The organism is Tamlana sp. 2_MG-2023 (assembly GCF_030548465.1).
GTDB lineage: Bacteria > Bacteroidota > Bacteroidia > Flavobacteriales > Flavobacteriaceae > Pseudotamlana.
In genome coordinates, this window is the sequence record NZ_JAUOSF010000004.1 from 26,746 (window position 1) to 42,242 (window position 15,497).

The 15,497-nt window shown below is 35.3% G+C and carries 17 protein-coding genes and 1 riboswitch; of the genes, 11 read left to right on the forward strand and 6 right to left on the reverse strand.

Annotated features, from left to right (window positions below; all coding sequences use genetic code 11):
- Positions 1-4 precede the first annotated feature (4 nt).
- On the forward strand, positions 5-187 hold the full coding sequence (locus Q4566_RS07480; RefSeq protein WP_303420019.1) for a hypothetical protein: 183 nt from the start codon (positions 5-7) through the stop codon (positions 185-187).
- Positions 188-257: 70 nt separating this feature from the next.
- Here the strand turns inward: Q4566_RS07480 and Q4566_RS07485 are convergent, their stop codons facing one another.
- Genes Q4566_RS07485 through Q4566_RS07500 form a run of 4 tightly spaced genes read right to left on the reverse strand, consistent with a single transcriptional unit; the run spans position 258 to position 2,392 of the window.
- Complete coding sequence (locus tag Q4566_RS07485; RefSeq protein ID WP_303420020.1) at positions 258-800, reverse strand: DUF4252 domain-containing protein; 543 nt, start codon at positions 798-800, stop codon at positions 258-260.
- A gap of 12 nt (positions 801-812) precedes the next feature.
- Positions 813-1,376, reverse strand: coding sequence for a DUF4252 domain-containing protein (locus tag Q4566_RS07490; protein ID WP_303420021.1), 564 nt, complete (start codon positions 1,374-1,376; stop codon positions 813-815).
- Positions 1,377-1,413: 37 nt separating this feature from the next.
- Entirely contained in the window at positions 1,414-1,896 is a 483-nt protein-coding gene (locus Q4566_RS07495; protein WP_303420022.1) for a hypothetical protein, read from the reverse strand.
- The gene (locus Q4566_RS07500) at positions 1,883-2,392 is read right to left on the reverse strand and encodes an RNA polymerase sigma factor (protein ID WP_303420023.1); all 510 of its coding nucleotides are present in this window, start codon (positions 2,390-2,392) and stop codon (positions 1,883-1,885) included. The genes Q4566_RS07495 and Q4566_RS07500 overlap by 14 nt, the downstream gene beginning before the upstream one ends.
- Before the next feature lie 177 nt (positions 2,393-2,569).
- Here Q4566_RS07500 and Q4566_RS07505 point away from each other — a divergent pair, with 177 nt between their 5' ends.
- From Q4566_RS07505 to Q4566_RS07515, 3 genes are read left to right on the forward strand one after another with little or no spacing between them, the layout of a single operon-like run.
- Positions 2,570-4,087 (forward strand): S41 family peptidase, encoded by a 1,518-nt coding sequence (locus Q4566_RS07505; RefSeq protein WP_303420024.1) that lies wholly within the window; start codon positions 2,570-2,572, stop codon positions 4,085-4,087.
- 13 nt (positions 4,088-4,100) lie between these two features.
- Positions 4,101-5,579, forward strand: coding sequence for a S41 family peptidase (locus tag Q4566_RS07510; protein WP_303420025.1), 1,479 nt, complete (start codon positions 4,101-4,103; stop codon positions 5,577-5,579).
- On the forward strand, positions 5,572-6,297 hold the full coding sequence (locus Q4566_RS07515; protein ID WP_303420026.1) for a diphthine--ammonia ligase: 726 nt from the start codon (positions 5,572-5,574) through the stop codon (positions 6,295-6,297). Before Q4566_RS07510 ends, Q4566_RS07515 begins: the two co-directional genes overlap by 8 nt.
- Before the next feature lie 76 nt (positions 6,298-6,373).
- Here the strand turns inward: Q4566_RS07515 and Q4566_RS07520 are convergent, their stop codons facing one another.
- A complete protein-coding gene (locus Q4566_RS07520) occupies positions 6,374-8,236 on the reverse strand; it encodes a TonB-dependent siderophore receptor (RefSeq protein WP_303420027.1) in 1,863 nt (620 codons plus the stop codon).
- Positions 8,237-8,300: 64 nt separating this feature from the next.
- Positions 8,301-8,546, reverse strand: a riboswitch (cobalamin riboswitch).
- A 90-nt stretch (positions 8,547-8,636) separates the two neighbouring features.
- Between Q4566_RS07520 and Q4566_RS07525 the strand changes: the two genes are divergently transcribed.
- From Q4566_RS07525 to cobC, 4 genes are read left to right on the forward strand one after another with little or no spacing between them, the layout of a single operon-like run.
- On the forward strand, positions 8,637-9,140 hold the full coding sequence (locus Q4566_RS07525; RefSeq protein ID WP_303420028.1) for a bifunctional adenosylcobinamide kinase/adenosylcobinamide-phosphate guanylyltransferase: 504 nt from the start codon (positions 8,637-8,639) through the stop codon (positions 9,138-9,140).
- 6 nt (positions 9,141-9,146) lie between these two features.
- A complete protein-coding gene (gene cobT / locus Q4566_RS07530; protein WP_303420029.1) occupies positions 9,147-10,163 on the forward strand; it encodes a nicotinate-nucleotide--dimethylbenzimidazole phosphoribosyltransferase in 1,017 nt (338 codons plus the stop codon).
- Between the two features lie 10 nt (positions 10,164-10,173).
- A complete protein-coding gene (locus Q4566_RS07535; RefSeq protein ID WP_303420030.1) occupies positions 10,174-10,935 on the forward strand; it encodes an adenosylcobinamide-GDP ribazoletransferase in 762 nt (253 codons plus the stop codon).
- The gene (gene cobC / locus Q4566_RS07540; protein ID WP_303420031.1) at positions 10,920-11,486 is read left to right on the forward strand and encodes an alpha-ribazole phosphatase; all 567 of its coding nucleotides are present in this window, start codon (positions 10,920-10,922) and stop codon (positions 11,484-11,486) included. The genes Q4566_RS07535 and cobC overlap by 16 nt, the downstream gene beginning before the upstream one ends.
- A 276-nt stretch (positions 11,487-11,762) precedes the next feature.
- On the opposite strand, the gene Q4566_RS07545 is transcribed toward cobC, so the two are convergent.
- Positions 11,763-12,413: a diphthine--ammonia ligase gene (locus Q4566_RS07545; protein WP_303420032.1), complete on the reverse strand. Its 651-nt coding sequence runs from the start codon at positions 12,411-12,413 to the stop codon at positions 11,763-11,765.
- Between the two features lie 125 nt (positions 12,414-12,538).
- Here Q4566_RS07545 and Q4566_RS07550 point away from each other — a divergent pair, with 125 nt between their 5' ends.
- The 3 genes from Q4566_RS07550 to Q4566_RS07560 are packed head-to-tail and all read left to right on the forward strand — an operon-like array spanning position 12,539 to position 15,462.
- Positions 12,539-13,639, forward strand: coding sequence for an ABC transporter substrate-binding protein (locus Q4566_RS07550; RefSeq protein ID WP_303420033.1), 1,101 nt, complete (start codon positions 12,539-12,541; stop codon positions 13,637-13,639).
- Positions 13,640-14,668, forward strand: coding sequence for an iron ABC transporter permease (locus Q4566_RS07555; protein ID WP_303420034.1), 1,029 nt, complete (start codon positions 13,640-13,642; stop codon positions 14,666-14,668).
- Positions 14,668-15,462, forward strand: coding sequence for an ABC transporter ATP-binding protein (locus Q4566_RS07560; protein ID WP_303420035.1), 795 nt, complete (start codon positions 14,668-14,670; stop codon positions 15,460-15,462). The genes Q4566_RS07555 and Q4566_RS07560 overlap by 1 nt, the downstream gene beginning before the upstream one ends.
- Positions 15,463-15,497 lie beyond the last annotated feature (35 nt).

Below are 15,497 nucleotides of genomic sequence, written 5' to 3' on the forward strand. Positions count from 1 at the left end.
ATATATGCTAAGCGATAAACAATCTTTGATTCTTACCATAGTGATGGTTGCTGGAATTTTCACTTTCGGAATTCTAGAAATCTTAGATAATTTTATTGTTTTAACTATTTTAACGCTTATTTTTTCTACGGTGGTTATTAATTTGATTTTGGTTCAGAAAAAATCACGTCGAAACCCAGAGGAATAATATAAACGTTTTATAACATAAAAAAACGGGCCATTTGAAATTTTCAAATAGCCCGTTTTTAGTTTATAGCTTACTTAAAGAAATTCACAATGTTTTCAACCTTGTCTTTATCGAAATCTGCTTTTTGCATGGCTTCCATTAAAGTTGCTAATTTTTCTGGATTCATATCGCTTCCTAATACACGTATAATTCCGAAGCCTTTTTCTTGAGAGCTTCCAAAAATAATAAGCTCATCGGCCACATCATCGGTTCCTAAATATTTCACCGTAATGTAATCCCCTTTAATATTAAACGCCATTAAATCGTTATACTTTGAATCGTTTAAAATGTTTTTTACTTTGGCAACTTCCGCTTTGTAAGTATCCAAATTATCGGCGTTTACCTTAAACCCAATAAAATTTAATTTATCAACGGAATGATAGGCTTCCATTTGCTTCTCAGTAAAATTCGATTTATCAACTTCGATCATAGACAACGGAAAATCTTGAGAAATAAAATCTTTAGTTTCTTGATGCTCTACAAAATAACGTTGCAAACTGGCCTTATCACCACAACTCGTAAAACATAGCGCTAAACTAATTGTTAAGAAAAAATACTTGATTGATTGTTTCATATCTAGTTTGTTTTATTGCTTCTTTTCAAGGTGTTCCCCTCCAGGGATATTCATCTTATCGGTAAGTTTCGAAATCTGTTTTAAATCGATATCACCAGTAAGTGAAACCACTACAGTTTCAATCTCTCGCTTTTCTCCATTAACCTCAACACCTTGATCTTTCAGTATTTTATCGACACCATTTACAAAAATTAAAAGCTCTTTAACGTGATCGACATCCTTTCCTTCTTTAACATAAAATTTTACATCGGTGCCATCGTCCCTAACCTCCATCAATTCTTCTAAACTATTTGAACGCGAAGACACCCACTTCGAAATATCGCCAGCAATCGATTTGTTAGCCGTTACAATGGTTTTAAAACTGGTAATACTCTTTACCATATCCATATAAGCTTCAGCTTCAGGATCGTCTACATTGATCCCCATTTTTGCAATCATTTGAAACATTTTTGGCTTTATCGAAACGTAAGTCACATCGGTATTATCGCTATATTTTTCGAATATATCGCTTTGGGTCCATCCTGCCATTGGAGAAAGCAAGACAGCCAATATTAGTATTAAAAATTTATTTTTCATGGTCTTTGTTTTTATGTGATTTGAAATTTTCATAGTTCTATTGTTTTTGTTTTTTAAATATAATTTGGGTTGCATTTTCTAATTCATTTAGGTAATTTAAAGTTGCAGTACCTTTGTTTACTTCATCTAGATAGCCTACAGTTGCCGTGCCTTGATTGAGTTTCTCCGAAATCATTTCTAAAGATTTAGTAACCTCAAGATAAGCCAATTCAGGGTCATCAAAAGTTCCTAAATCCTGACTTTCGTTGGAACGGCTAAAATAAAACCCCAACAGTAAAACAACTGCTGCCGCCGCAGAAATCCATTTTAAAACATACTTTTGTTCTGTTTTTAAAGGAAGTTTTTTTGTAAAAACCTCTTCTTCATTTGCTTTAAAATAAGCAAACATAGGCTTATACACGTCTAGGTGCGCTGGTACATCCGCTTCGGCAAAATAACGTTTTAACTCCCGCTCTTCGGCTAAGGTCGTTTCTGCATGATCGTACTTTTCTAGTAACGCTTCTATTTTATTTGATTCCATAATTATGTGTATGAGTCAATTTTTCTCTAATCGTTTTCCTTGCTCTTGATAAGGCCACACGAACTGCTGTTTGGTTCATATCTAGCATTTTGGCAATCTCATCAAAATCATACGCTTCAATATCTCTTAACTGAATAATTAACCGTTGTTGTTCTGGCAAATTTTCAATAATTTTTTCAACCCAAGTCAGACTATCATTCAGCTCAACTTGCTTTTGCAATGCCGTTTGCTTGTCTTCGTAATTGCTATGAACAATTTTCAGATTCTGAGATTGCTTCGACTTCAGCTTATCAAAACAATAATTCTTTGTCATCGTCATAGAAAAAGCTTCCACATTTTTATACGCTTTTATTTTCGCTTTATTCTTCCAAAGCTTAATGAGTACTTCTTGGGTGGCGTCTTCGGCTTCTTCTGTGGAAACCAATAAACGCTTAGCCAAACGAAACACTTTGTCTTTAAAAGGTGTTACAATATGTAAAAACTCTGTTTGAGTCATTTTTGGGTTTAGTTAAAAAATAGCTTTCTAGGTCTATTTGTTATTACGACGAACACATGCCTTTTTTGTTACAAATAAATTACTAAAGAGAGGCATTATTTTTTTAGTACGCAATAATCTCTGTAAATTTAGAGTTTATTTGACGACGAACTTAAAACCTATAAATTCTTATCATACATGAAGAAACTTAAAATCTTTACGTCCCTCACACTATTATTCTGCCTATTCAATTTAACACTGAGTTGCTCTAAATCTGATGATGATATAACACCAGATGAAAAAGAAACTGATGAACCTATAGTTTTGAATAATGAAGTTAATGATTTTGTATGGTTAGGTTTGAATGAAATTTATTTATGGCAAGATGAAGTTCCTAATCTAGCTGACGATAAGTTTTCTAATACCGATGATTATTTTAAATTCCTAAACACTTATGATACGCCAGAAAGTCTATTTGATGATTTGTTGTATCAGCGTGGTGATGTCGATAAATTCAGTTTTATTGTAGATGACTATAGAACTTTAAATAATGCCTTTCAGGGAATTTCTAAAAGTAATGGATTAGACATTGGCTTGGTGAGAATTAGCAACACCAATGATATTTTTGGATATGTTTCATACGTCGCAAATAATTCTGATGCCGCTACAAAAGACATTAAAAGGGGTGACTTTTTCATGTTTGTTGATAACGAACAACTAACGGTTGATAATTATGGAGAATTATTATTTGGAACCAATGATTCTTACACATTAGGAATGGCAACGATCACCAATACTACGATAGAACCCAATGGTAAAAATGTAACATTAACCAAAACAGAATTTACCGAAACTCCAATACACATAAGTAAAGTAATAGAAGCTCAAGGCATAAAAGTAGGCTACTTAATGTACAACAGTTTTATAGCTAATTTCGATAACGAACTCAATACAACTATTGCAGATTTAAAAGCGCAAGGGATTACAGAGCTAGTTTTAGACTTAAGGTACAACCCAGGAGGTCGTGTTAGTTCTGCTTTAGCTTTATGTAGTATGATTACGGGGCAATTTCATGATGATGTTTTAATTAAAGAGCAGTGGAATTCTAAATATCAAAATTATTTCGAACAAGAAGACCCTGAATTCTTAATCAACCGATTCCCTAACGTACTTTTAGATGGGACATCAATTTCTTCGTTAAACTTGAGTAAAGTTTATATTCTAACCACAAACGGAACAGCATCTGCAAGCGAATTAATTATTAATGGCTTAGACCCTTATATCGATGTGGTTCAAATTGGCACAAATACAACAGGAAAATACACTGCTTCTGTAACTTTATATGATTCTGAAGATTTTGGACAAACAAATGCCAACCCAAATCACACCTATGCCTTACAACCTTTGGTTTATAAGTCCACCAATGCAAATGGTGTTTCAGATTATTCTAATGGTTTAGTACCAGATTACTTAATGACTTACCAAACCAGTAACGGGAGCACCACTGAAGGAGAAAACCTTGTTAACATGGGTGCTTTAGGTGATGAAAATGAGCCTTTTTTAGCAACGGCCTTATCTCTAATTTCTGGTACAACCACAAAAGCAAATCAAACAAACAAAGCTATTATAGGTTTAGAAGTAGAACATATTGCAGAGTCTAATGATTTTAAACCCTTGAAAAAAGGCATGTTTACAACTTTTAAACAACCAAATTAAATCCTACTTTTAAATGAATCGAATAAAAATTTCCATACTTATATTATGTGCTTTCCTAGCGGTAAGTTGTTTTGAAGACCTAGACGATCACGGCACTACAACTAATGAAATTAATGATTTCGTATGGAGTGGTATGAATCTATTTTATCTGTATAAAGATGATGTTCCCGATCTTGCCAACAACCGCTTTACAAATACTGGTGATTATAGAAATTATTTAGATGGTTTTTCCAACCCTGAAGATTTATTTGAAAGTTTAATTTACAACAGACAAACGGTAGACCGCTTTAGTTGGATTGTAGATGATTATATTGCCTTAGAAGAATCTTTCAAGGGCATTAGTATGACCAACGGTATGGAATTTCAACTGTATCGCTTTTCTTCTACAGACTCTGGTGTTTTCGGGGTGATTACCCATATATTACCAGACACTAATGCTAGTAGCCAAGGGTTAACTCGTGGCGATGTATTTTATGCTGTTGATGGTACCGCGTTAAACATTAGTAACTATTCACAACTTTTAAGTCAGAACAGTTATAGCATTGAACTAGGCCTATACGACGATAATGATACCGATGAAAGAGATGACGATTCGATCACGCCTTTAGGCCAAAATATAGCTTTAACTAAGTTTGAATATTCTGAAAACCCTATTTATATTCACGAGGTTTTATCTGTTGATAATAGAAAAATTGGTTATTTAATGTACAACGGTTTCACTGGTACCGAAGCCTACAACAACCAATTGAATAATGTTTTTGCAGATTTTAAAGCCGAAACCGTAAATGATTTGGTTTTAGATTTACGCTACAACTCAGGAGGTTCGGTAAATACCGCTATTTTACTGTCTAGCATGATTACTGGACAATTTAAAGGTGATATATTTTGCACCGAACAATGGAACTCTGAGTTTCAAGCAGCTTTTGAAGAAGACAACCCCGAACAACTTATTAATCGGTTTGTAGACAATAATAACGGTGCTGCATTACATAGTTTAAATCTTTCAAAGGTCTATATCCTTACTACAGAGAGAAGTGCTTCCGCAAGCGAATTGGTTATAAACGCTTTAATCCCATACATTCAAGTGGTGCAAATAGGAACCACAACAGCTGGAAAATATCAGGCCTCTACCACAATATATGATTCTCCCGATTTTGGGCGCCAAGGTGCCAATCCAGGACATACCTATGCCATGCAACCTTTAATTTATAAATCACTTAATGTTGATGGTGTAACCGATTATTTCAACGGTCTTCCCCCATCAATTGAAATAGCCGAAAACATTCTTAATCTTGGAATTTTAGGAGACGTTAACGAACCGCTTCTAGCAGCGGCGATTTCAGACATAAATGGCACCGCTAAACAAGCTAGCAGTAAAAGCTATCCTATGGAAATTTTAAAAAGTAGCAACGATTTTAAAACCATGCAACCTGGTATGCACGTGGACAAAATATTACCTTCACATTTAAAAAATCAGCTTAATTTTGAATAAAAACAAAACCTACTTCAATTGGAGTTCAGGAAAGGATTCGGCCTTAGCTTTATACCATCTTTTACAGGATGAAAATTATCAAGTTGATGAATTAATAACCACTGTAAATAGTCATTACAACCGGGTGTCCATGCACGGACTTAGAAAAGAACTGCTTACCGCTCAAACCGATGCCATTAACATTCCGGCGCGACTTATTGAACTACCTGAAATGCCAAGTATGGAAGTCTATGAGGAGAAAATGCTAGACATGGTGACGCGCCTAAAAAACGAAGGCTTTACACACAGTGCCTTTGGTGATATTTTCCTTGAAGATTTACGTGTTTACAGAGAGAAACAATTAGCCAAACAAGGCTTTACCGCGGTTTTCCCCATTTGGAAACGTGATACCAAAACCCTTTTAAATGAGTTTTTAGATTTAGGTTTTAAAACCATTATCGTTTGTGCCAATTCTAAATATTTTGGAGAAGATTTTGTGGGCACAGTCATAGATAAAAACTTCATTGAAAACCTACCTAAAGGCGTTGACCCCTGTGGTGAAAATGGTGAATTTCACACTTTTTGTTTTGATGGGCCTATTTTTAAAAATCCCATAGAGTTTACGATTGGCGAAAAAGTACTACGCGAATATAAAAAACCAAAAACCGAAGACGACGATTCGATTTGTAAAAGTGATGCCGAAACCTACGGGGTTTGGTATTGTGATTTAATGCCTTAAAAAAAGCGATTTAAAGTGTTGAATTTAGATTCAGCACTTTAAATCGCTCCTAAAAAGCTATATCAGGGTAAAACGCTTACAACGTTAACTGCAGCCCTACTCTAACATTTCTTCCTTTTGTAGTGTACTGTGATATTTCTAAATAATCTTCATTTAATATATTGTCTATACCTGCGAAAAATTTAATCTTATTTTCAAGCACTGTATGACTGATATAAAAATTAACCAAACTAAAACTATCCAAAGTAACATCGCCATTATCTAATCTATCACCTGTATACTGGTAAGATAAAGATGCAAATGTTTTAGGACAAAAGTCGTAGCCTACAAGTAAGTTTCCTTTATGCTCTGGAATCCTTACAGGCTGACCTTCTTTATTTTCAGCAAACATATAATTCGCTGTAACAGTTAAGTTTTTAATAGGTGTGGCATTCACTTCAAATTCTACACCATGAAAACGGACTAAATCGGCAGAATTTAAGTACCCCAGCGTATTATCATAAATGAAAAAGTTCTCTTCTTCCCTGTTAAAATAAAGTCCGCTAACTCTAAAATTGTTAGAAAATTTAAACTCCAAACCGCCTTCAATCGTTTTGTTTTCCTCAGGTTTTAAATCAGGGTTTGCACCAAAATAGCCATGTAATTGAGATAATGACGGTGCTATAAATGAGGTGCTATAAGAAGCAAAAACCTTACTATAAGAATCGTTATCCTTTTTGAAAACAAAAGAAGGATTTACATTATAGGTAAAATGCGTCCCATATTCACTGTGATTATTTAATCGCCCACCCATGTTCACGTTCAATCCAAACTTAGAAACATAAACAACATTAGCATAAGGATCTACTATGGTAAACTTTTTTTCCTCATCAAACAAGGCTTCATTTTCAAGAACATTTACACCTACAATAGTATAAAATGATTCATCAAAAACGTACTTATTATAAAGGTCGAATATGTAATTCTTAGATTCGAAAACTGAAGGATAATCGGAAATAAATTCACGATTATATTCTGAATATGCGCCATTAAAATTCACACTTCCGTTTTTATAAGTGTATTTCGCGGTCATACCTACACGCGATTGATCACTGTTAAACTGATCATCAGTATCGGCTAAACTAAAACTAGCATCGTAACCATCAATTCCTGATTCAATATCTGTAAAATTCCCAAACACGCCTATTGAAAAGGCATCACTAAAATTGTAACCCAAATTAACATCTACACCCAATTTTGAAAACGGATCTTTTTCATTAGCATCAGTAATAACTGCAGACATACCGTCTGTGTATTGCTGACTAAAAGCTGCCCGGTAGGTAAACTTATCTAAGGTTCCGCCCAGAGTCACACTGTTATTAAAATCACTTAAATCGTAGTCCTGATCGTCTTGTGATTGATTTGTTCCAATACTAGAGCCAACAACTGCACTTATTTTTTTAGAGCTTGCTTTTTTTGTTGTAATATTTATAACAGCCGTAGCTGCACCACTTCCGTATAAAGTACTGGCTGCACCTTTTATAATTTCAATGGATTCTATCTGACTTAAGTTTAACAACCTAAAATCGTACTCACCATTAATTTGCGAAGGATCTCCAATTTGTACACCATCAACAATAACTAAAACTTGACGGTTACGGCCACCACGAACATAAACACCTAAATTTTGTCCAGCATTACTTCTGCTTCCGTTAATTTCAACACCAGATTGGGCGTTAATCAATTCAGCTACTGTTCTTCCCTGATTTTTCTCTATATCTTCCGAGGAAATTTTAATAACTGTTTTTCCTGAATTTTCACGTTTTAATTCAAATCGTGAATCTGAAATTACAACTTCATCGAGTTGTTCCAATTTAGCTGAATCTTCTTGCTCTTGAGCAAAACCAACTAGTGACATCCCTAAACATAGGATGCCAAAAACATGTGTTTTTTTGTGCATTTTAATACTATTAATCGAGAATCGCATGGAAATACATACGCAAACTTTTATCCCGAAAGTTTAACTTATTTTGTTTGAATGTGGCAGGTCTCCTGACTTGTTTTATGTTATTTCACCTTCCCAGCTAAAGGCCAGTGGTATTGAAGTTAATAACATCCTTTTAAAAGGTGCTGAACATCCCGATAGCAATCGGAACAGCATAAACTTACAGTTGCGGGAACAGTTCTGGAATTAATTAAAAATTGCACCAGATTCCCTTTTAATCCGTTTAACTTCAAAATTAAACAGAACCAAAATTCGCTGCAAATGTACTATCTATTTTTAGAATCAAAATCTTTTTTAGAGGTTATTTCTTAAAAAAAGATTAATATTTGTAATTCTATTTAAGCACTAAAAAGTTATGATTTATTACATCACAGGAGGAGAACGCTCAGGGAAAAGTAGTTACGCCCAAAACTTAGCTTTGTCGTTTTCCAACAGTCCGAAATACATTGCCACCTCAAGAATTTGGGACGATAACCACAGAGCACGTATTGAACGCCATATTGCTGATCGTGATGAATGTTGGACTTCCATTGAAGAAGAAAAAGTGCTTTCAAAGCACATTAGTTCTAATGAAGTCGTGGTTATTGATTGTGTCACCTTATGGCTCACAAACTTTTTTATAGACACTAAAAACAACATTGAAGAATCACTAGAGTTAGCGAAGATAGAGTTCAACAAACTCCTCAATCTGGACGCCACAATTATTATCATTTCCAATGAAATTGGTATGGGGGTACACGCTCAAACTGAAGTAGGTAGAAAATTCACTGAGCTTCAAGGTTGGATGAATCAACACATTGCCAAAAATGCCAATAAAGCCACGATGATGGTATCAGGAATTCCCTTAAATTTAAAATAACCCCTCATGATTAAAACCGACTTAAAACAAGCGCTTCAACACAAAATTGACACAAAAACCAAACCACTTGGTGCCCTTGGTAAACTGGAAGATTTAGCTTTTAAAATAGGTTGTATTCAAAACACTGAAACGCCTAAAATTTCAAAACCAGTGATTGTTGTTTTTGCTGCCGATCATGGTATTGCAGCTAAAGGTGAAGTAAATCCGTTTCCTCAGGAAGTTACCGCTCAAATGGTTTATAACTTCGTGAATGGGGGTGCTGCGATAAACGTATTTAGTAAAACAAACGACATCGAATTAAAAGTCGTTGATGCTGGCGTGAATCATACTTTTGATGCTGAATTAAATATTATTGATGCTAAAATTGATTTTGGTACAAAAAACTACCAATTAGAGCCAGCTATGACCCAAGCACAATGTACTGAAGCTTTTACTAAAGCAGGAGCTATTGTTGAAGAGCTTCAAAAAAAAGGTTGTAACACCATTGGTTTTGGTGAAATGGGGATTGGCAACACCTCTTCAGCAGCTTTATTAATGAGCTATTTCACAATAACGCCTATTGAAGACTGCGTGGGTTCTGGCACGGGATTAGATCCTGAAGGCATTTCGAAAAAAGCCAAAATTCTATCTGAAGTTTATAACAAATACGCTCCAAAATCAGCACAAGAGGCCTTAGCTACTTTTGGCGGATTTGAAGTTGCCATGCTATGTGGAGCAATTCTTAAAGCATCCGAATTAAACATGGTGATCGTTATTGATGGTTTTATTGTCACTGCTGCACTTTTAGCCGCTACGGAGATTAAATCTGAGGTTATTGAAAACTGTGTTTTTGCACACAGCTCAGACGAGCAAGGACACCAAAGAATGTTAGCGTTTTTAGAAGCTGAACCGCTTTTATCTCTAGGCTTACGTCTTGGTGAAGGTACCGGTGCAGCTTTGGCGATTCCTCTTTTAAGGGCATCTGTAGATTTTTTAAGCGATATGGCTAGTTTTGAAAGTGCTGGTGTAAGTAACGAATCTTAATACAAAATTAATGAAACGAGAGCTCCAAATTTTCCTCACTGCCATGATGTTTTTTACCCGTATTCCTTGTCCGAAATGGGTAAATCATGAACCTGAGTTTTTAACAAAAAGTTCTAAATATTTCTCTTTAATAGGCATTATCGTAGGAAGCATTGGAGCCCTGGTTTATTATGGCGCTTCATTTATTTTTTCTACGGAAATTTCTATTGCCCTAAGCATGGTAGCCACTATTTATACGACAGGCGCTTTTCACGAAGATGGTTTTGCTGATGTTTGCGACGGCCTTGGCGGTGGATGGACCAAAGAGAAAATCCTACTCATTATGAAGGATTCGCGATTGGGCACCTATGGCGCTGCGGGGTTGGGCTTAATTCTAGGTATAAAGTTTCTAGCGCTTACAGACACACCGGTGTTATTAATTCCGTTAACCATCATTTCCGGTCACAGTTTAAGCCGTTTTATTGCTACAACTTTAATTTACACCCATCCTTACGTTCGCGACACCGACGACAGTAAAGCTAAACCTGCTGCAAAAAGCATGAGTTTCTTCATGTTAGTGAGCTCGGCAGTTTTTGGAATTCTACCACTTTTCTTTTTTAAAACACCACTTATTTTTCTATGCATCATACCGTGTTACTTAGCCAAAATGTACTTAGCGGCGAAGTTTAAAAAATGGATTGGCGGACAAACGGGCGACTGTGCTGGTGCGGTGCAACAATTTTCAGAAGTTATCTTTTATTTAAGTGCTTTGGCTTTATGGAAATTTATTTAATCAGACACACCACTCCTGCGGTGGAAAAAGGGATTTGTTACGGACAAACAGATTTAGACCTCGTTGAAAATCACGAAGAAGAATTTAAAGCCATTTTATCAAAACTTCCGAAAAAAAAAGAATTTTGTGTGATTTCTAGTCCGTTGAAACGCTGTACAAGCTTAGCCGAAACATTCAGTGAAACCGTAGTTTTAGAACCGCGTTTGAAAGAACTTAACTTTGGTGATTGGGAAATGCAAGCTTGGAACGACATCCCAGAAGAAGCAATGATGCCTTGGATGACAGACTTTGTAAACGTGGCCGTTCCAAACGGAGAATCTTACGTGCAACTGGCTTCACGGGTGCAAGCTTATTTTGAAGATTTAGCGCATTCTAACACCCCAAAAGACCACATCATTGTTTGCCACGCTGGCCCGATGCGTGCTTTCTTGGCTCATGTTTTAGATATTCCGCTTAAAGATTCCTTCAAAATTAAAATACAATACGGCGATGTGTTTCATTTGAAATTAGAAAACGGAAATTTTCAGTTGATAACACCAATAGATTTATAACAAGTCACAAACTAATAATTTCATCTTTTTGGCACCACGAGTGGAAGCCGGATTTTTGACATAGCAACGCTCTTGACTGCACTGTCATAAAAATAATAAGACCCTTCAGGTTTTAAAAACCTGAAGGGTCTGCAAGGCTTAAACCAAAAAAACGATAATATCATCATTTTTCAAACTCATTATAACGGGCCTCGAACTGGCTGCAACTACATATTTAACACATTGATTTACAGACAAACAATAAAAAACTAATATAGATGCTTATTTTCGACCTATCTATTTTTTAAGCTCCAAAACCGCGAAATTATAATTACTAGACACAGCTTTTTCTGTAATTTCAACATCAACTTTATGCTTAAAAAAAGGTGCGTTAATCACCAAGGTATGGAATTCACCATTTTCACCACAGGCATCAACCCCTTTGTTTTCAAGTTCCTCTACTAGTTCGGCTGTAATGGTTCTTCCCAAATAATCGGGACCTAATTCTTGATTGCAAGACACAATAACGGCTTCGATACCTGCTTCAATCATTTCTAAAACCAATTGTTTTCTGTTGCCCTGCCACAAAGGTAAAACGGCTTCCAAATTCGCTGCTGCGGAAACCTTTTCTTCCCAAGCACGATGCGATTCAATATCAATATCACCAAAAACGGCATGTGAAATCGGGTAATCTTTCACAATTCTTTGTAAATTCTCTATGTATTTGACTTCGTAATCCGTCCATGTACTGCTAAAAAAGTGGATAGGTAATTGTAAAGCTTCAGCCTGGGCTTCTAAAACAAGTTTAGGTATGCCATGTGACCGTGATCGATCTCCAAATTCGTTCATTACATTTAAAAGTACAGCTGGCTTAAACCCTAATTTTGTTGCCTTATAAAACGCATAACAACTGTCTTTTCCACCACTCCAAGAACACAAAAAATTCATCTATTTTTATTTAATTTGCTCAAAAGTAACTTTAAGTCTGTCGTAATACAAAAAAATTATTGACCTTTGAACTTCAATTTTAGTCCATGCGTTTTTTAATTTTACTCTCCCTTAGCTTCCTTTTTTTGACTTCCTGTAAGGATGAAAAAAAAGAAAACCATGCCGTTCCTGCAGCTGAAGCATTCCCTGAAAACATTAAATATGCCAAAGGGTTTACAATTATAAACCACAATAATTACACTGAATTAATCGTAACTTCTCCATGGCCAGGTAGTCAGGATGCCTTTCGTTATATTTTGGTAAAGGATGACAAACACATTCCTGATTTTCGTGAATCTGCTGTAGTTATTAAACTTCCTGTAGCCAAAGTAGTTGCTATGTCTACCACCAATATTCCCGCTTTAGAATATTTAAATGTAGAAAATCGCTTGGTTGGTTTTCCGGCTACAAAATACATTTCTTCTGAAAAAACGAGAGCTCTTATTGATAATGGGCAAATCAAAGATTTGAACAACGATTTAGAAATTAACATGGAATTATTTCTAGAATTGCAGCCCGATTTAGTGATTGCGTTTACCGTAAACGGAAAAAATAAATCTTTAAAACAAATTGAAAAATTTGGTTTCCCTGTCGTTTTAGATGGTTCTTGGACAGAAGAACATCCTCTTGGCCGCGCCGAATGGATTAAATTCATGGGGGCGCTTTTTAACAAACAAGAAGAGGCTAACAGTATTTTTGAGAAAATTGAAGCCGATTATTTAGAAGCCAAACAACTCGCATTGCAAGTGAATGAAAAACCGGTGACCTTTTCGGGCTCTATGTTTAACGATGTTTGGAATGTACCAGGAGGAAAAAGTTTTATTGCAAAATATTTTGAGGATGCAAACACCAATTATTTGTGGAAAGACGACTCTTCAAACGGTAGTATTCAACTCAATTTTGAAAATGTTTTAGAACGTGCCAACCAAGCAGAATTATGGATTGGAGCTGGCGCTTTTCAAACGCTTGACGCCATGAAAAATAGCCATAAAGGTTATAGCTATTTTGATGCATTCAAAAATAAAAACATATATACGTACACGAAAAAAATAGGTCCAAAAGGCGGCTTACTTTTTTACGAATTAGGGCCTTTACGTCCAGATCTTATTTTAAAAGATATCATCAATATTTCACACCCTGGATTATTAGATGGCTATGAAAATTACTTTTTTAAACGTTTAGATTAGTTGCAAAATACCAAAAAATACCAACTGATATTTTTAGCATTAATTCTGCTACTACTCCTCTGTTTTTTTATAAACATTAGCTTGGGGTCTATTTCTATTCCTAATGTTGAAATTTTCAAAACAATATTCGGAAAATCAGCCCATATGTCTTGGCATCATATCATTATGGACTACCGCTTACCAAAAGCCTTTACCGCTATTATCGTAGGGTCAGGCTTAGGTATTTCTGGATTGATGATGCAAACACTTTTTAGAAACCCTTTAGCAGGACCTTTTGTTCTGGGGATTACTTCTGGCGCCAGTTTAGGGGTTGCTATAGTCACAATGGGCACTTCGCTTTTTGGAGGTTTGCTTTTAGGCGTTTTAGCTTCAAAATGGACCTTAGTTATGGCAGCTACTTTAGGTAGTTTTCTAGTGCTTCTAACCGTTTTAATAGTATCTACGAAAGTTAGAGATGCTATGGCGATATTAATCATCGGGCTCATGTTTGGAAGTATTTCTGGAGCCGTGGTCAATGTACTTTCTTATTTTAGTTCAGCTGAAGAATTACAGCAATATTTCTTCTGGGGTTTTGGTAGTTTAGGAAACCTATCATGGAACGAATTGCTCATTCTCTTTATACTTTATGCCGCCGGAATCCTCTTAAGTTTAGCAGCGATAAAAAGTTTAAACTCTTTATTATTAGGTGAAAACTACGCAAAAAGTTTAGGTCTAGACATCAAAAAAAGCAGATTACTTATTATTACTTCAACCAGTTTATTAGCCGGTACTATTACCGCATTTGCTGGACCAATAGCTTTTATAGGTTTAGCCATTCCGCATATAACTAGGCAAGTTTTTAGCACATCCAACCATAAAATATTATTGCCAGCTGTATTTTTATTTGGAGCCATAATCATGCTGATTTGTGACAGTATTGCACAATTACCATCAAGCGATTATACCCTACCCATTAATGCCATAACCTCTTTAATTGGTGCGCCTGTAGTGATTTGGTTATTGGTAAGAAAACGTAAAATGATGTTTTAATGAGAGATTTAAACACACATATCGTTTTAAAAACTGAAGATTTATCGATAGGTTACAACTCGAAAAAAGAATCTACTGTTATTGCATCCCATATTAATATTGCCTTGCAAAAAGGTGAATTAGTAGGTTTAATAGGTGCCAACGGTATTGGAAAATCAACACTTTTACGCTCATTAACAAACGTCCAACCTAAATTAAGTGGCGGTATTTTTATAAATGATACCCCCTTAGAATCACATTCAAATTTAGAATTGGCTAAGGTTTTAAGCTTAGTACTTACCGAAAAGTTAGCATCTAAAAACCTTACTGTTTTTGAATTGGTAGCCTTAGGAAGACAGCCTTACACCAATTGGATTGGAAATTTTTCAGCAGAAGATATTCAAATCATAAACCGTTCGCTCTCACAAATTAAAATTGAAAACTTAAAGGACAAAAAGTGTTTTGAATTGAGCGACGGACAACTTCAAAAGGTCATGATTGCTCGTGCTTTAGCTCAAGACACCGATATAATTATTCTAGATGAACCTACCACGCATTTGGACATGTATCACAAAGCATACATTTTAAAACTACTTCAAAAATTAGCTAGAGAAACACAAAAGACAATTTTATTTTCGTCTCATGAAATCGATTTGGCCATTCAACTTTGTGATAAATTAATTGTAATGACTAATGAAACGGTGGTTTCAGATGCGCCTTGTAACCTGATTTCAAAAGGCACATTCGACTCCTTATTCCCAGAAGATTTAATTGTTTTTGATGCGAATACAGGAACTTTTAAGGTGAAAAAGTAAGAATCTATAAAATCAAATTCTAAACTTTAAATCTT